We start from the raw sequence: 15,623 nt of genomic DNA, 5'->3' as shown, positions 1-15,623 counted from the left end.
ATGGGCAGCACAGACGTCCGGCGACGGATCAGCCCTTCACGCACAGCACCTGACGCAGCGTCGCCACCACATCGACCAGATCGGCTTGCGCCGCGATCACCTGATCGATGTCCTTGTACGCGGCCGGAATCTCATCCACCACGCCCGCGTCCTTGCGCGATTCCACACCCTCGGTCTGCGCGACCAGATCCGCGACCGTGAACTGCCGCTTGGCCGCCGACCGGCTCAATCGCCGACCCGCACCGTGCGAGGCCGACTGGAACGACGCCGGATTCCCTTTGCCCCGCACCACATACGACCGCGTCCCCATCGACCCCGGAATCAACGCGAGTTCACCGGATCCGGCCCGCACCGCGCCTTTGCGGGTCACCAGCATCGGCTCACCGTCGATGATCTCCTCGGCCACATAGTTGTGGTGACAGGAGATGGGTTCGTCGAAACGCACCTCGCGCCCGGCGAATTCGTCGCGCACCGCACGGCACACCAGCGACAGCATCACCGCGCGATTGCGCGCGGCGTATTCCTGCGCCCAGGTGAGGTCACGCCGGTAGGCATCCATTTCCGCGGTCCCCGAGACGAAGACGGCCAGATCGCGATCCGGCAGCGACTGGTTGTGCGGCAGCGCGCGGGCCACCGCCATGTGCCGCTCGGCGAGTTCCTTGCCGATATTGCGCGAGCCGGAGTGCAACAGAATCCAGACGGCGTCGTCCTGGTCGAGGCAGACCTCGATGAAGTGATTGCCGCCGCCCAGCGACCCGATCTGCTTGTGCGCCTTGGACTGCAGCTGGGAGACGCCGGGATGCAGCTCGCCGAACGAACGCCAGAAACGCTCCCAGCTGTTGGCCCGCAACGCGGCCTGCCCGTGCGACCCCGCGAACTCCGCGCCCAGCTTCGTGACGTTCACGGCGTCCTTGTGCGCCTGGAAGCCGACCGGTACCGCGCTCTCGATCCGGCTGCGCAACGAGCGCAGGCCATCGGGCAGATCGGCGGCGGTGAGATCGGTCTTCACGCTCTCCATCCCGCACCCGATATCCACCCCGACGGCGGCGGGCGCCACCGCGTCACGCATCGCGATCACGGACCCGACTGTCGCCCCTTTACCCAGGTGCACATCGGGCATCACGCGCAGTCCGTGCACCCATTCCAGGTTCGCGATATTGCGAAGCTGGCGCAGCGCTGACTGCTCGATCTCGTGCTCTTCTGCCCACATGAGCGTCTGCGCTCGCGTACCGCGCAGCTCGACGGGAAACATGGCCGGTCCTCTCCTGGATGAAGGACCAACGGTAGGGATGGGACGGAAGTGGCGCACCTGAATTTCGCCGCCGCCGACAGGTCACTCGGCGGCGAGGGCCGCCGCGATGCGGTCGCTTCCGGGGATCGCCGAGCTCGCGCCGAGCCGGGTGGTCGTCAGTGCTCCGGCGGTGTTCGCCCAGTTCAGCGCGGTAGGCACGCCCTGATTCCAGGTCGCGACCAGAGCGCCTGTGAACGCGTCGCCCGCGCCTGTCGTGTCGAGAACCTCGACGGTGCGCCCGACCACGGATTGCTCGTTTCCGTCGGCGTCGCGGTACACCGCGCCGTCCCCACCGAGCGTGCGCACCAGATGCGCGACCTGTGTCAGCTCGGTCGAATACTGCTCGGACTCCAGCGAATTCACGATCGCGACGTCCACAGCTGCCCACAATTCGTCGGGCAGCGGCTGAACCGGTGAAGGATTGAGCGCGACGACGGTGCCCGACGCGCGGGCGTGCTGTGCCGCCGCGAGCACCGTGTCGATCGGAATCTCCAACTGGCACAGCAGGATGTCGGCGTGCGCGATCGCGGCGAGTTCGGCTGCCGTCAACTCGGTGACCCGCCCATTGGCTCCCGCCACCACGATGATGCTGTTCTCGCCCGCCTCGTCGACAACGATCGAGGCGATGCCGCTGGCGCCATCGACCCTGCGTAGCAAGGTGATGTCGATCCCTGCCTCCGACAGCGTGGCCGCCAGGTCCGTCCCGAACGCGTCGTCGCCGATCGCCCCGAGGAACCGCACGCGCGCACCGGATCGTGCCGCCGCGATCGCCTGGTTCGCTCCTTTGCCGCCGGGCACGGTCGCGAAATCGCTCCCGAGCACCGTCTCACCCGGCGCGGGCCTGCGCGCAACCGTCGTGACCAGGTCCATATTGACGCTGCCCAGCACGACGACGGCCGGCGAATCGGTGTGATCCATGACGCCGAATCTAGCGGCGACCGCGTCCCTGTGGACAACTGTGCCGACGGCGTCGCCGAACCTGTGGACAACTCGGTCCCGGTGCCGGTCGGAGGGCTATTCCGGGTCCTGGGTGGCGTCGAGCGCGCGAGATGGACTGCGTAGGCTGATATCCATGACGGTAGAAGTGACCCCCGAGCTGGACATCCGCGCAGCGGTGCACGACGCCGCCCGCAGGGCTCGCGTCGCGTCCCGTGTGCTGGCTCAGCTGACCACGGCGCAGAAGAACGACGCCCTGCACGCGGCGGCCGACGCCCTGCTCGCCGCCGCCGATCGCGTGCTCGCGGCCAACGCCGAGGACATCGCGACCGCGCAGGCCGCCGGTACCGAGGAGAATCTGCTCGACCGGCTGCGGCTCACCAAGGACCGTGTCGACGGCATCGCCTCGGGTCTGCGGCAGGTCGCCACCCTGCCCGACCCGGTGGGCGTCGTCGTACGCGGTTCCACGCTGCCCAACGGCCTCGAGATCCGCCAGACCCGGGTCCCGCTCGGCGTGGTCGGCATGGTCTACGAGGCGCGGCCCAATGTCACGGTCGACGCGTTCGGTCTCGCTCTCAAATCGGGCAACGCGGCGCTGCTGCGCGGGTCGTCCTCGGCGGCGAACTCCAACGCCGCCCTGGTCGAGGTGTTGCGCGAAGCCCTTGTCGCCCAGGGTGTTCCGGCCGACGCCGTGCAGTTGCTGCCGAGCAACGACCGCTCCAGCGTCACCCACCTGATCCAGGCCCGCGGCCTCGTCGACGTGGTGATCCCGCGCGGCGGTGCGGGCCTGATCAACGCGGTCGTCCGTGACGCGCAGGTGCCCACCATCGAGACCGGTACCGGCAACTGCCACGTCTACGTGCACTCGGCCGCCGACCTGGACATGGCCGAGGCCATCGTGCTCAATGCCAAGACCCGCCGCCCCAGCGTCTGCAACGCCGCCGAGACCGTCCTCATCGACGCCGCCGTCGTCGAGACCGCGCTGCCCCGACTCAGCAAGGCACTCGAAGACGCGGGGGTCACCATCCACGGCGACCTGCCCGGTCAAGTCCCGGCCACCGATGCCGACTGGGGTGAGGAGTACCTCACCCTGGATATCGCGCTGAAGGTGGTCGACGGCCTCGATGCCGCCGTCGACCACATCAACACCTGGGGGACCGGCCACACCGAGGCCATCGTCACCGCCGATCTGGCCGCCGCTCGCGAGTTCACCGCCCGCGTGGACGCCGCCGCGGTGATGGTGAACGCGTCCACCGCGTTCACCGACGGTGAGCAGTTCGGTTTCGGCGCCGAGATCGGCATCTCCACCCAGAAACTGCACGCCCGCGGCCCGATGGCACTGCCCGAACTCACCTCCACGAAGTGGATCGTGTGGGGCGACGGCCAGACTCGGCCGGTGTGATCGTGACTCTCGTACAGGAACCGATCTTCACCTCGGTAGACGATGTCATCTCCCGGCTCGCCACCACCGGCTACCTGGCCGACAAGGCAACGGCCACCTCGGTGTTCCTTGCCGATCGGCTGGGCAAACCGCTGCTCATCGAGGGCCCGGCCGGTGTCGGCAAGACCGAACTCTCGCGAGCGGTCGCCCAGGTCGCCGATGCCGAACTGGTCCGCCTGCAGTGCTACGAAGGTGTCGACGAGGCTCGCGCGCTCTACGAGTGGAACCACGCCAAGCAGATCCTGCGGATCCAGGCGTCGAGCGAAAACGATTGGGCCGAAACCAAAGCCGACGTCTTCACCGAGGAGTTCCTGCTCTCGCGCCCGCTGCTCACCGCCATCCGCCGTACCGAGCCGACGGTGCTGCTGATCGACGAGACCGACAAGGCCGACGTCGAGATCGAGGGTCTGCTGCTCGAAGTGCTCAGCGATTTCGCGGTGACCGTGCCCGAACTGGGCACCATCACCGCCACCCGCAAGCCGTTCGTGGTGCTCACCTCGAACGCCACCAGGGAACTGTCGGAGGCGCTCAAACGCCGCTGCCTGTACCTGCACCTGGACTTCCCCGACGAAGACCTCGAGCGCCGCATCCTGGCCAGCCGCGTGCCGGAACTCCCGAGCACCGTGGCCGAGCAACTGGTGCGCGTGGTGCACGTGCTGCGCGGCATGCAACTCAAGAAGCTCCCTTCGGTCGCCGAAACGATCGACTGGGGCAACACCTTGCTCGCGCTGGGCGCCGCCGACCTCGACGACGCGACCGTGCGCGCAACGCTCGGCGTGGTGCTCAAGCACCGCAGCGATCACCAGCGCGCGCTGGCCGAGCTGAAACTGGCCTGATCATGACCGCGCCAGCACCCCACGGAATCGGCGGCCACGTCGCCGGTTTCGTCGGTGCGCTCCGCGCCCGTGGCGTGCCGGTCGGACCCTCGGAAACCGTCGACGCGGGCCGGGTACTGACCGTGCTGGATCTGCTCGATCGCGAAGCGGTGCGCGAGGGACTGGCCTGTGCGCTGCTGCGCAGGCCCACCCATCGCGCCACCTTCGACGGACTGTTCGATCTGTGGTTTCCCGTTGCCGTGGGTGATCGCAGCGCCGAGGCTGCTGACCTGCCGCGCACCCCCGACGGCCGGATCGACCTGGCCGCCCTTCGTGAGCAGCTCGCCGAAATGCTCGCCGCCGACGGCGGTGGCGAGCAGTTGCAGATGCTGGCCGGGCAGGTGGTCGAGCAGCTCGGGCAGTACCAGTCCGCGCGCGGGCCGTCGTTCTCCGCGTACCAGGCCCTCAAAGATCTCGCGCCCCAGTCCTTGCTGGCCAAGGTGCTCGCGGGTCTGGCCCTCCCCCCGGACGCGAGCGAGCGCGACACCGAGGTCGCCCGCCGAGTCGCCAGGGAACGCATCGCGGGGTTCCGGGCCAGCGTGGAGGCCGAGACCAATCGGCGCGTGGCAGAGCAGATCGGGCGCGAACGCGTCGCGACCTACGGTGTCGCGCGCCAGGCCGAGGACGCCGACTTCCTGCGCGCCTCCGAACGCGAACTCACCGAACTGCGGCGCGGCACTCAGCGACTGGCCCGGATCCTGGCTTCCCGGCTGGCGGTGCGGCGCAAACGCGCTCGGCGCGGCGAAATCGATCTGCGCAAAACCCTGCGTGCCTCGATGTCCACGGGCGGGGTGCCGATCGACCTGGTGAATCGCAAGCCGCGCCCCGGACGACCGGAACTGGTGCTGCTGTGCGATATCTCGGGCTCGGTCGCCGGGTTCAGCAACTTCACCCTGTTGCTGGTGAGCGCGCTGCGTGAGCAGTTCTCCCGGGTGCGGATCTTCGCGTTCGTCGACCGCACCGACGAGGTCACGAGCTTCTTCGAGCCGTATGCGGGCCTCGACGATGTGATGACCCGGATCTTCACCGAGTCGCGCATCATCGACGCCGACGGGCACTCCGACTACGGCTACGCGCTGACCAGCTTCGCCGAGAACTTCGGTGAAGCCGTCACCAGCCGCAGCTCGCTACTGGTTCTCGGCGACGGCCGCACCAACTACCGCAACCCGCAGCTCGACACCCTGCGCGAACTGGTCGGCACCGCCCGGCACGCGCACTGGCTGAATCCGGAACCCGAGAACCTGTGGGGGACAGGCGATTCAGCGGCGCGCGACTACGGTTCGGTGATCGAGATGCACGAATGCCGGTCAGCGCGGCAGCTGACCGAGGTGGTCTCCCGATTGTTGCCTGTCTGAAGGAGCTGACGATGACTGTCGACGTCTTGGCCTATTGCCTGGCCAAACCGGGCGCTTGGGAAGACGAGCCGTGGGAGGGCGACACCGTCGCCAAGGTCGGCGACAAAGTCTTCGCGTTCCTCGGCGCGGGCACGTCGATCGGGCTCAAGTGCGGGCGTGACCGCACCGAAGCCGACGAACTGGTCACTATCTACCCCGACGACGTCACCGTCTCGGCCTACATCGGCCGCTACGGCTGGAACAGCATCCGCGTCGGCGCCGGGGTGCCGGACGACGAACTACGCGAGCTGATCGACGCCTCCTACGACGCGGTCGTGGCCAAGCTGCCGAAGTCGAAGCGCCCCACCACCTGAGCACTTCAGCCGACGTTAAGCGCCTCACATGGCACGGCTACCAAGATCACGCCCATGCTGGCAGGGGCGTCGCGCGACGACGAGCGATCCGATCGACCGATATCGGATACAGGGATGGTGCTGCCGGGTCGTGCGCTCGCGCGGTCGGCGAGCTCCGCCCGGTGAACGATCCGTTCGCGAACGAGAACGATTCGCCCCGGGAAGAACCGCACCTTCCGCCTGTCGGCGGCTTCGAGGCGGGTTCGGTCGGAGCATGGCAGGCCACGGCGCTCGCGGCGGGTTCGTTCGGTGCGGATGCGCGTCCTCTCGCGCCGGGCTCGGGCGCGCGGGCGGCGCGGCGTGTGGCCGCGCTCGCCGCCGCGCGACTGGCGGACGCTCCCGCGGCAGCGGAGGAGCAACTGCGTCGGGCCCTGGTTGTCGGCGCGGGCGAACTGGCGGGGCGAGAACTCGCCGCGATGCGCACTCAGCTGGTAACCGCGGTCGCCGCCCAGCCGGGCCGTGACCGCGATGTGGCGCGCGCCGCCGCCTCGGCCGCCGCCTGCTGGCAGCCGATCTCGCGGGCGGACTCGGTCCACCTGTGGCTGGTCGCGGGTCGCGCCTGGCACCGTGCGGGTCGGCACGGCGAAGCGGTGGTCGCCTTCGACCGTCCACTGCTCACCGGCCCCGTCGGCTACCCACCCGCCGAGCTCGCGCTGGTGCGCGCCCAGTTCGCCGAATCGCTGAACCACGTCGGCCGCTACCGCCAGGCCGCCTGGCAGTTCGCCGAGGCCGCGCGGCTGATCGCCGGTACGCCCGCGTTGCGCCGCCGCCATGCCGATCTGGTCTGGTCGGGCGCGGTCGCGCGCGAGTGCTGTGGGCAGGAGTCCGAGGCGCTCGGCGGCTATCTGCGCGCCGCGGGGCTGTGGGGCGAACAGGACAAGATCGTGCCGCGGGCCCGCTGCCTGCGCGCCGCCGCCTGGCTGCAACTGCGCGGGCCGAAGGGGCGCGTGCGCGGGCCGTGGTGGGTGACGATCGATGTGTTGCTGACCGAGCTGGATCGCCGGGTAGCCGCCGAGCCGGCCGCGCACCTCGTCGAAGAGCTCAAACGCACCCGTGCCCAATTCGCGCAGATGTGCGCGCAGGCGTCGGGACCCCGCGAGCGTCGCGATGCCGCGGAGTAGTCCGGTCCGCCCCGATCCCATGGGCCGGATTAAGCTCAGACCTCATGCACGAAACAGCTCGGCCGCGCCGCAAGCTCGGCGTCATGGGCGGCACCTTCGACCCGATCCACCACGGCCACCTGGTCGCGGCGAGCGAGGTCGCGAACCGGTTCGAGCTCGACGAAGTGATCTTCGTGCCGACCGGCCAGCCGTGGCAGAAGGTCAACAAGCAGGTCAGCCCCGCCGAGGATCGCTATCTGATGACGGTCATCGCCACCGCGTCCAACCCGAGGTTCTCCGTCAGCCGGGCCGACATCGAACGCAACAAGGTCACCTACACGGTGGACACCCTGCGCGAGATGCAAAACGCGCATCCCGACGCGGAGCTGTACTTCATCACCGGTGCGGACGCGCTGGCCAACATCCTGACATGGCAGGATTGGACCGAACTGTTCGAACTGGCGAAGTTCGTCGGGGTGAGCCGGCCGGGTTACGAACTGAACACCGATCATCTCGAGGAGCATCTGCGGGACCTTCCCGCCGACGCCGTGACGATGGTCGAGATCCCCGCGCTGGCCATCTCGTCGAGCGAATGCCGCCGCCGCGCCGCGGAGGGTCGGCCGGTCTGGTACCTCGTCCCCGACGGCGTGGTGCAGTACATATCGAAGCGGCACCTCTACGTGCCCGCAGGAACGGAAGGTAGCTGACGTTGAGCCACATGAGCGAGGGTCTGACCCCGCAGGAGGAGACCGCATGAGTGCCTCTACCGAAGCGATCGAGATGGCCACGGTCGCCGCACTCGCCGCCGACGACAAGCTCGCCACCGATGTCGTCGTTCTCGACGTCTCCGAGCAGCTGGTGATCACCGACTGCTTCGTCATCGCGTCGGCGCCCAACGAGCGCCAGGTCAACGCGATCGTCGACAACATCGAGGACAAGCTGCGCGAAGCCGGTCACAAGCCGGTCCGTCGCGAAGGCACCCGTGAGGGTCGCTGGGCGCTGCTCGATTATGTCGATATCGTCGTGCACGTCCAGCACAACGACGAGCGCAACTTCTACGCCCTCGAGCGCCTGTGGCGTGACTGCCCGGCGGTTCCCGTCGAAGGCATCGCCGCACTCCCGACTCCGGCCGCGGACGACGACGCGCAGGTAGAGGGAATCAACGAGTGAGCAAGTACGCCCATGTGCGCAACCTGATCCTGTTGCGGCACGGGCAGACCGAATGGAACGCGGCCGACCGGATGCAGGGTCAGATCGACACCGATCTCACCGAACTCGGTCGCCAGCAGGCCAAAGAGGCTGCGCGCGAACTGGGTTCACGCAACGCCATCGCGATCCACGCCTCCGATCTGCGTCGCGCCAAGGAAACCGCGCAGGCGCTCGGTGACATCAGCGATCTGCCTGTCCTCACCGATCCGCGGCTGCGCGAGACCCACCTGGGCGACTGGGAAGGCCTGACCCACCTCGAAGTCGACGCCGATTACCCCGGTGCGCGCGTGCAGTGGCGTCTCGATGCCACCTACACACCGCCCGGCGGCGAGAGCAAACTCGAGGTCGGTGCCCGGTCCCTGCCTGTGGTGCGCGAACTGTACAACGAGCGGCAGGATTGGCCCGGCCGGACTATCATCCTGGTTGCGCACGGCGGGCTGATCGCTGCTCTGACGGCCGCGTTGCTGGAACTGCCACCGGAGAACTGGCCCGCCCTCGGCGGGCTGGCCAATACCAGCTGGGTGCAGCTTTCCAGTCACGGCCCGGACATCGACCGACCCGGCTGGCGCCTTGATGTGTGGAACGCAGCGGCGAAGGTAGCTCCCGATGTCCAATGAAGAGCCCGACCGATCAGTACCTGATGAGATGTTCCAGCAGGTGACGGCCAAAGCCGGACGGCAATTGCCGGACGCGCTATTCGGCCCGCCACCCGCTCGGCCCGCGCGCGCAGAGCGCGAGGAGCCGATCCGTTCGGTACCGGACGAACTCTTCAAGCAGGTCACCGCGCGCAGCGCACGATCGCTGCCCGATGCCCTGTTCGGCCCGCTGCCCCCGCCGGTCGTCGCGGAACCCGAGCCGGTGGACCCGGCGGCAGACGCCGTCGAGTCCGGCTCGGGGACAGCGGATTCGGGGCCCTCGGCCGCCGATGTTTCCCCGGACAGCGATGTCGACGGCGACAGTGCGGTCACCTCGGTCGGTGACGATGCCGAGGGCGCACACGAGACTGTCGACATCGCGTCCGGTTCTGCTGTGCAGGAAGCAGATAGTGAGACGCCCGGTGGCACGGCCTCGGTGGACGTTGTCGCAGCTGGCGGTTCGACAGACGAACTCGGCGATCCGGATTCCGGTGCGGTACAGATCGATACCGTCGAGGCCACTGCGGATAGCGCTGCGGCGGATGCGGTCTCGGCTTCCAGTAGCGAAATCTCCGCGGAACCGTCCGCGGATGCCGCCGCAACGACGGATCTGGCTGCGCCGCAAACACTCCGATCGGAAGCGACCCGCCCGGTTCAGTCCGGCGCCACGACCTCGTCCGACGTTTCCTCGGCTGAGGTGATGGCCGCCGCCGACATCGGTTCTGCTGATGCGCAGGTCGATCCTTCCGCCGCACTCCCGGACGTGGACCTCGATACCGCGGACGGCTTGCTGACATCTTCGCCTGCCACGGACGCGGATCTCGCAGTCGAGCCGACTGCGAACCCTGCTGCCTCGCACGGTGAATCGGTCGCCGCCGAGCCGGCTGGTTCGCTGCTCGTCGAGGAAGCCGTGTCGCCGAGGCCGGTGGAGTCGGCCGCGCCGCGTCCTGTGCTGCTCGTGATCGCCGACTCGCTCGCCTACTACGGGCCGAAGGGCGGGCTGCCTGCCGACGATCCACGGATCTGGCCGAATATGGTCGCCGCGGAACTGGATTGGGATGTCGAGCTGATCGCTCGGATCGGCTGGACCTGTCGCGATGCCTACTGGGCGCTGATCGGAGATCCTCGGGTGTGGGCCGCGGTGCCGCGCGCCGGGGCCGTCGTGTTCGCCGTCGGCGGCATGGACACGCTGCCGTCCCCGCTGCCCACCGCGTTGCGGGAGATGATCCGCTACATCCGACCGCCGCGTTTGCGCCGTGGCGTGCGGGCTTCCTACAACTGGTTGCAGCCGAAGCTGTCGAAACTCGGTCGCCCGGTTGCCCTTCCGCCGAAGGTGAGCGTGGACTACCTCGAGCAGTCGCGAACCGCGCTGAACCATCTGCGTCCGGAGCTGCCTGTCGTGGCGGTGCTGCCGTCGGTACACAAGTGCGACGCCTACGGGCGGGTCCACCGGGGCAGGGCGCGGGCGGTCAAGGCATTGCAGGCGTGGTCGGGTCGCACGTCGGTGCCGCTCGTCGACCTCGGTGAGGCCGTGCGCGACGACATCGAGTCGGGGTCGGCCAACCCGGATGGCATCCACTGGGGCTGGGCCGGGCACGCGGCGGTGGCGACGGCGATGACGAAGGCGCTGCAGGAGGTCCGGTAGTCCGTGGCCGTTGTCGTGGTCACCGATTCGGCGGCGGGGTTGTCCGCTGATCTCGTCGCCGAGCTCGGTATCGAAGTGGTGCCGTTGCATGTGCTCGTCGGCGAGCGGGAGATCCGGGAGGGCGTCGATCCGATCGAGATCGACTACACCGCCGACTCGGTCACCACGTCGGCCGCTTCGCCCGGAGAACTGCGCGAAGTCTACGAACGCGCACTGAGCCACAGCGACGGCGACGGTGTCGTGGCTGTCCATCTGTCGCGCCTGTTGTCGGCGACGTGGGAGTCGGGTCGCCAGGCGGTGCGCGACATGGGCGCCGAAGATCGTGTGCGCGTGGTCGATTCGCTCGGGGCGGGCCTGGCGACCGGTCTGCCCGTGCTGGCCGCCGCGCGTCGGGCGAAGGCCGGCGAGGCGCTGAACGATGTCTACGAGCGCGCGGTATCGGCCGCGACTCGTTCGCGCACGTTCATCCTGGTCAACCGCACCGAGCAACTCCGCAAGGGCGGCAGGCTGAGTAGTGCCGCCGCGTTCTTCGGCAGCGAACTGGTGACGAAGCCGCTGCTGCAGCTGGTGGAGGGCAAGCTCGAAATGCGCGAGAAGGTGAGAACCAGATCGCGCGCCTACGCCAAGCTGGTGGCTGCTGCGGTGGACGCTGCCGCATCCGATGGTGCGGCATTGGGCATCCAGCATCTCGGTGTTCCCGAGGCCGCCGAGAACATCGCGGCGCAACTGCGTGAGCAGCTGCCGCAGGTGCAAGAGCTCTATGTCGCCGAGTTCGGTCCCGCGCTCGGGGTGCACCTCGGCGTCGGCGCACTCGGCGTCGCGGTGGTGCCGGGCGGATGTGTCTGATCGGTGGCGGTTCAGAATCTCGCTGAGGGCAATCAGTCCGGTGACGAGGATCTGGTGCCTACCGTGGTTGTCATGGCTGGTAACACTTCTCCACAGACCGACATTTCGCCACGAGTACTCGCCGTCGAGTGGGACGATCCGGATGCCGAGACGCTGCGCGGGGAGATGTCGGCGGAGGTCCGTCCCCGCTACGCCCATCTCGAGCTCGCTTTGCCCGGTCCCTCGCCGATCTCGGTCGACCACACGACCGTGCACCAGACCTTCGTCGCGTACGTGGGTGCGGAGCCTGTCGGGCACGCCGCGGTGCGCTGGAACGCCGGTGACCTCGAACTCAAGCGGATGTTCGTGCGACCCGCCTATCGGGGCACCGGAACCGCGACCGCGCTGTTGCACGCCGCCGAAGCATCCGTGCGCGCGGCCGGCCGGCCCCGAATGATCCTGCAGACCGGGCATCTGCAGCCGGAGGCGGTGCGCTTCTACGAGCGCAGTGGCTATCACCGGATTCCGCTGTTCGCGCCGTATCACGTCCTGCCGCAGTCGAACTGTTTCGCGAGGAACCTGGACTGAAGTGGTGATCGCGGGGGGATCTACGATTCCCCGATGACCGGATACGACGACTTCGACCACCTCGACGCCGCGAACCTGCCTCCCCGCAGGCAACACATCCTCGCCGTGATCAGGGATTCGGTGCTTGCCCACGGCTACGCGCCGAGCACGCGGGAGATCGCCGACGCGGTGGGCCTGCGCTCCACATCCACGGTCTCCCAGCACCTGAAGGCGCTGGAGGAGGACGGGTTCCTTCGCCGTGCCGCCACCATGGCCCGACCCATCGACGTGCGCCTGTTCCTGCGTGGCGCGTCCGCCGCCGGCTCCGACGCCTCGGTATCGGTGCCCGTCGTCGGCGACATCGCGGCGGGCACTCCGATCCTGGCCGAGCACAACCCCGACGACGTCATGACTCTGCCGCGTGAACTGGTCGGTCGCGGCGAGGTTTTCGGCTTGCGGGTGCGTGGTGACTCGATGATCGATGCCGCGATCTGCGACGGCGACCTCGTGGTGGTCCGCAGTCAGCGCGAGGCCAACTCCGGTGACATCGTCGCGGCGATGATCGGCGAGGAAGCCACGGTCAAGGTGTACCGCCGCCGTAACGGCCACGTCCATCTCGAACCGCGCAACCCCGCCTACTCCGTGATCGACGGTGACGAAGCGGTCATCCTGGGGCGTGTCGTGTCGGTGATGCGCCGGCTCTGAGGTCGCTACGCCGGGCCGAACCAGTCCAGCGACTGGCCGTGCGGCCCGGCGAAAGCCAACGGCTCGTCGTCGAGGGCGAGCACCAACCGGGCCGTCGTGCTCTCGCGTGGGGGCAGTCGGTCGGCCAGCGAGCTGAGAACCCCGGGGCCCTCTTGCGAAACCCAGTGGCAGGGCAGGTCGCGCACCGTCGACCGGAAGTCCGCCCGCGCCTGAGGCGAGAGGTAGCTGAGCACGGCACTGTGGAACACCACCACCGTGCTGTCGCGCGGTGCCGCGCGTACCAGCTCGGTGACCTGCTCGTTCAGGTCGCCGGTGACGATGGTCGGTGGATCGGCCGCCGCGATCGCGCAGGCCGAACGCAAGCGTGACAGCCGCTCGTCCTGACCCGGCCAGACGAGCGCGGACAGCCACTGTCGGTCGTCGCTGTTGCCTGCCTCGAGCGGGTTCAGATCTACTCCTGCCCGATGGACGACCCGGGGGAGCCGGTTCGGGATCGGTACCGCTCCGGTTGTCGTGCAGGTCAACACAACCGGTGACGGACCGTCGGCGGGATCCAGCGCGGCGGTGTTGTATCGGTAGCTGAAACGGTCCGGGTACAGGCACAGTCCGGCCGAGGCGCCGACTTCGATGAGTGACAGTGGCCCGGGCAGGCGGGCCAGCACCGGCAGAAGGGTGGCCACCCGGCCCGCCTCGTTCGTCTGTGTACGTCGGCGCAGCGCGGTCGCGGAGATCGCCGACCAGTTCTCGCGCAGCTGGTCGCGGAACTCGTGGTAGGCAGTCGCGGTCGCGCCGTGCACTCGCGCCGCAGCCAGGATCAGATTGGGCTGCTGTTTGTCCGTGGGCAATTGGGCGATCAGCGCCAGTACCTCCGCGTCCACGCTGATATCCAGCGCTCGTCGATGATAGAGCGGGGAATTTCCGAGCGCTTCGAGGAGTGCGAAGTCGCGGAATCTTTGTGCGAGTTCCATGTGTTCCTGAGTACTTCGAATCGGTCATGGGCGCACGGTATCTATTCGGGCAGAGGAGATTCCGGGTCCGAAGGTCGCCTGCGGGTGCGTTGTCCACAGGTTCGGAGTTATCCACAGGTTTCTTCGAAGCCCAGGTCGGCAGCGGTGTGCCAGGGCGGCGTCGGCCTAGCGTCGCAGCCATGTCACGACACGAAGAGCACGAGCGAGTACGGCAGCGGTTGGGTGGGCTGGCGGTGCGCGAGCGAGAACGTCCGAGCATTCAGCCACTGCGCGCGTCCGGGATGGAGGCGAGGAACAGTGCTGTGCGCCCTGACGACGGGGAAGGACATTGGGACGATGACGAACTCGCACCGTCTGCCGGACAAGCAGGTGCGGTGGGGACACCCGGGTGGCTCGACGACGGTGGATCGCCGCGGCGAAACCGCCTGGTGCCGGCGCGCTTTCGGGACGCTCGGCTGGATCCGGGTCGTCGCGGCGCGCTGGTGCTCGGGCTGGTCGGGGTCATCGCTGTGGTGCTCACCGGTGTGATGGTGCTGCGAGATCAGCCGGTGGCGCGGGCGGTACCGCCGGTGCCTGTGCTGCGGGCGGAAAGTGTCGCGGTACAGCCCGGCCCGGCCACCGTGGTCGCGGCTGTGTCCGGTCAAGGTCCGGCCACGAGCGCCGATGTCGTCGTCAGCGTGGTCGGCCTGGTCGAACGAGCCGGGCTGCACCGCTTGCCGGAAGGTTCTCGGATCGCCGACGCTGTGGAGAAGGCGGGAGGTATTCGTGAAGGCGCCGACTTGGCAGGACTGAACCTGGCTCAACGACTTGCGGACGGGGACCAGGTCGTAGTCGGAGCGACGGATCCCCAATCCGGCCAACCACGCCTCGGCAGCATCATGATCGGCGCTGGTCGCGCACCTGTGACCCCGCCCGGCGCCGGCGGCACCGCGAGCTCGAAGCAAGGAGGTTCGAGCACAGCAGGTTCGAGCACCGCCGACCACACGGCAGGTGTCTCGCCCGGCAACTCCCGCGTCGATCTGAACACCGCAACAGAAGCCGAGTTGGACGCGCTGCCCGGGGTAGGCCCGGTCACCGCCAAGGCAATCCTCGCGTGGCGCACCACCAATGGGCGCTTCAGCGATGTCGCTCAACTCGGCGAGGTGGACGGCATCGGTCCGGCCCGGCTGGCTCGACTCCGCGACCTGGTGACGACATGATCTACCCGAAGACACCCCACGTGGATGTGATCGCGTGACCTGCCCGGTGTGGCCGTGCGCACGGCTCGGAACCGGGTCTGTCACAGATCAGGCCACCGAAATAGTGCAGGACAGCGCGCCGGGATCAGGTGATCTCCGCCGGCTCACCTGCCCACTCGGATCGGGCGAAAGCCCCTGTACTGCGGATGGTGTGGTCGGCCCGGGCAGCGGCACGGCCCGACCCGGCGACACGGCAGGCGGATGAGTCACGCGCCGGGCGAGGGAGCGGTTCGGGAGGAGCAGCGCCGACGAACGAGCCTCGAACCGCGCGTGGGGGCGATGCCGGGAGGTTCGGACCGGCGTGTGCGGCCGGGAGCAGCTGATCGTGATCCTGCTTCGCCGGGGCGGTCGGCTCGGCGTCGATGGACGCGGGCAGCGGGGATCTGGGAGGCGGTGGGGCGGGAGCCGGGACGCCGGATCGGCATGGGGCAACAGGTTGCG

General features: G+C 68.6%; 16 protein-coding genes. 13 read left to right on the top strand and 3 right to left on the bottom strand.

Translation table 11 applies throughout. The annotated features are described in order from the left end of the window. Nucleotides 1-28: 28 nt before the first annotated feature. Both ACFWFP_RS27045 and ACFWFP_RS27040 read right to left on the bottom strand, forming a co-directional pair. Entirely contained in the window at nt 29-1,252 is a 1,224-nt protein-coding gene (locus ACFWFP_RS27045) for an RtcB family protein (protein ID WP_379299538.1), read from the bottom strand. An 81-nt stretch (nt 1,253-1,333) separates the two neighbouring features. Next, nucleotides 1,334-2,209 (bottom strand): ribokinase, encoded by an 876-nt coding sequence (locus tag ACFWFP_RS27040; protein WP_379299536.1) that lies wholly within the window; start codon nt 2,207-2,209, stop codon nt 1,334-1,336. 154 nt (nt 2,210-2,363) lie between these two features. On the opposite strand from ACFWFP_RS27040, the gene ACFWFP_RS27035 reads away from it, so the two are divergent. The 12 genes from ACFWFP_RS27035 (at nt 2,364) to lexA (ending at nt 12,976) form a co-directional block, all read left to right on the top strand. Further along, the gene (locus ACFWFP_RS27035; protein ID WP_379299534.1) at nt 2,364-3,629 is read left to right on the top strand and encodes a glutamate-5-semialdehyde dehydrogenase; all 1,266 of its coding nucleotides are present in this window, start codon (nt 2,364-2,366) and stop codon (nt 3,627-3,629) included. Further along, on the top strand, nt 3,626-4,504 hold the full coding sequence (locus tag ACFWFP_RS27030) for a MoxR family ATPase (RefSeq protein WP_358071885.1): 879 nt from the start codon (nt 3,626-3,628) through the stop codon (nt 4,502-4,504). The genes ACFWFP_RS27035 and ACFWFP_RS27030 overlap by 4 nt, the downstream gene beginning before the upstream one ends. 2 nt (nt 4,505-4,506) lie before the next feature. Continuing rightward, nucleotides 4,507-5,898 carry a VWA domain-containing protein gene (locus tag ACFWFP_RS27025; RefSeq protein WP_379299532.1) on the top strand — a complete coding sequence of 464 codons (1,392 nt, stop codon included), beginning with the start codon at nt 4,507-4,509 and terminating at the stop codon, nt 5,896-5,898. A gap of 11 nt (nt 5,899-5,909) precedes the next feature. Continuing rightward, nucleotides 5,910-6,251, top strand: a complete 342-nt coding sequence (locus tag ACFWFP_RS27020; RefSeq protein ID WP_379299530.1) for an MmcQ/YjbR family DNA-binding protein — start codon at nt 5,910-5,912, stop codon at nt 6,249-6,251. 161 nt (nt 6,252-6,412) lie between these two features. After that, nucleotides 6,413-7,411, top strand: coding sequence for a hypothetical protein (locus tag ACFWFP_RS27015; protein ID WP_379299528.1), 999 nt, complete (start codon nt 6,413-6,415; stop codon nt 7,409-7,411). A gap of 44 nt (nt 7,412-7,455) precedes the next feature. Continuing rightward, a complete protein-coding gene (gene nadD / locus ACFWFP_RS27010) occupies nt 7,456-8,097 on the top strand; it encodes a nicotinate-nucleotide adenylyltransferase (RefSeq protein WP_101463962.1) in 642 nt (213 codons plus the stop codon). Between the two features lie 46 nt (nt 8,098-8,143). Next, nucleotides 8,144-8,560, top strand: coding sequence for a ribosome silencing factor (gene rsfS, locus ACFWFP_RS27005; RefSeq protein WP_056821472.1), 417 nt, complete (start codon nt 8,144-8,146; stop codon nt 8,558-8,560). Further along, nucleotides 8,557-9,216 carry a histidine phosphatase family protein gene (locus tag ACFWFP_RS27000; protein ID WP_379299526.1) on the top strand — a complete coding sequence of 220 codons (660 nt, stop codon included), beginning with the start codon at nt 8,557-8,559 and terminating at the stop codon, nt 9,214-9,216. Before rsfS ends, ACFWFP_RS27000 begins: the two co-directional genes overlap by 4 nt. Further along, complete coding sequence (gene octT / locus ACFWFP_RS26995; protein ID WP_379299524.1) at nt 9,206-10,879, top strand: diglucosylglycerate octanoyltransferase; 1,674 nt, start codon at nt 9,206-9,208, stop codon at nt 10,877-10,879. The genes ACFWFP_RS27000 and octT overlap by 11 nt, the downstream gene beginning before the upstream one ends. Nucleotides 10,880-10,882: 3 nt before the next feature. Next, on the top strand, nt 10,883-11,725 hold the full coding sequence (locus ACFWFP_RS26990; RefSeq protein ID WP_379299522.1) for a DegV family protein: 843 nt from the start codon (nt 10,883-10,885) through the stop codon (nt 11,723-11,725). Between the two features lie 72 nt (nt 11,726-11,797). Further along, complete coding sequence (locus ACFWFP_RS26985; RefSeq protein ID WP_379299520.1) at nt 11,798-12,292, top strand: GNAT family N-acetyltransferase; 495 nt, start codon at nt 11,798-11,800, stop codon at nt 12,290-12,292. Nucleotides 12,293-12,325: 33 nt separating this feature from the next. Next, nucleotides 12,326-12,976, top strand: coding sequence for a transcriptional repressor LexA (gene lexA / locus ACFWFP_RS26980; RefSeq protein ID WP_379299518.1), 651 nt, complete (start codon nt 12,326-12,328; stop codon nt 12,974-12,976). 5 nt (nt 12,977-12,981) lie between these two features. Here the strand turns inward: lexA and ACFWFP_RS26975 are convergent, their stop codons facing one another. After that, a complete protein-coding gene (locus ACFWFP_RS26975; RefSeq protein WP_379299516.1) occupies nt 12,982-13,944 on the bottom strand; it encodes a DUF2332 domain-containing protein in 963 nt (320 codons plus the stop codon). Nucleotides 13,945-14,123: 179 nt separating this feature from the next. On the opposite strand from ACFWFP_RS26975, the gene ACFWFP_RS26970 reads away from it, so the two are divergent. Then, the gene (locus ACFWFP_RS26970) at nt 14,124-15,143 is read left to right on the top strand and encodes a ComEA family DNA-binding protein (RefSeq protein ID WP_379299514.1); all 1,020 of its coding nucleotides are present in this window, start codon (nt 14,124-14,126) and stop codon (nt 15,141-15,143) included. Nucleotides 15,144-15,623 lie beyond the last annotated feature (480 nt).

The organism is Nocardia sp. NPDC060249 (assembly GCF_042728755.1).
Taxonomy (GTDB): Bacteria; Actinomycetota; Actinomycetes; order Mycobacteriales; family Mycobacteriaceae; genus Nocardia.
This window is presented reverse-complemented; position numbering and strand designations above follow the sequence as displayed.

What these genes read in the sequence shown, in the direction of transcription:
- ACFWFP_RS27045 (WP_379299538.1), bottom strand. Translation starts at nt 1,252, where the DNA reads ATGTTTCCCGTCGAGCTGCGCGGTACGCGAGCGCAGACGCTCATGTGG.
- ACFWFP_RS27040 (WP_379299536.1), bottom strand. Translation starts at nt 2,209, where the DNA reads ATGGATCACACCGATTCGCCGGCCGTCGTCGTGCTGGGCAGCGTCAAT.
- ACFWFP_RS27035 (WP_379299534.1), top strand. Translation starts at nt 2,364, where the DNA reads ATGACGGTAGAAGTGACCCCCGAGCTGGACATCCGCGCAGCGGTGCAC.
- ACFWFP_RS27025 (WP_379299532.1), top strand. Translation starts at nt 4,507, where the DNA reads ATGACCGCGCCAGCACCCCACGGAATCGGCGGCCACGTCGCCGGTTTC.
- ACFWFP_RS27020 (WP_379299530.1), top strand. Translation starts at nt 5,910, where the DNA reads ATGACTGTCGACGTCTTGGCCTATTGCCTGGCCAAACCGGGCGCTTGG.
- nadD (WP_101463962.1), top strand. Translation starts at nt 7,456, where the DNA reads ATGCACGAAACAGCTCGGCCGCGCCGCAAGCTCGGCGTCATGGGCGGC.
- rsfS (WP_056821472.1), top strand. Translation starts at nt 8,144, where the DNA reads ATGAGTGCCTCTACCGAAGCGATCGAGATGGCCACGGTCGCCGCACTC.
- octT (WP_379299524.1), top strand. Translation starts at nt 9,206, where the DNA reads ATGTCCAATGAAGAGCCCGACCGATCAGTACCTGATGAGATGTTCCAG.
- ACFWFP_RS26985 (WP_379299520.1), top strand. Translation starts at nt 11,798, where the DNA reads ATGGCTGGTAACACTTCTCCACAGACCGACATTTCGCCACGAGTACTC.
- lexA (WP_379299518.1), top strand. Translation starts at nt 12,326, where the DNA reads ATGACCGGATACGACGACTTCGACCACCTCGACGCCGCGAACCTGCCT.
- ACFWFP_RS26975 (WP_379299516.1), bottom strand. Translation starts at nt 13,944, where the DNA reads ATGGAACTCGCACAAAGATTCCGCGACTTCGCACTCCTCGAAGCGCTC.
- ACFWFP_RS26970 (WP_379299514.1), top strand. Translation starts at nt 14,124, where the DNA reads ATGTCACGACACGAAGAGCACGAGCGAGTACGGCAGCGGTTGGGTGGG.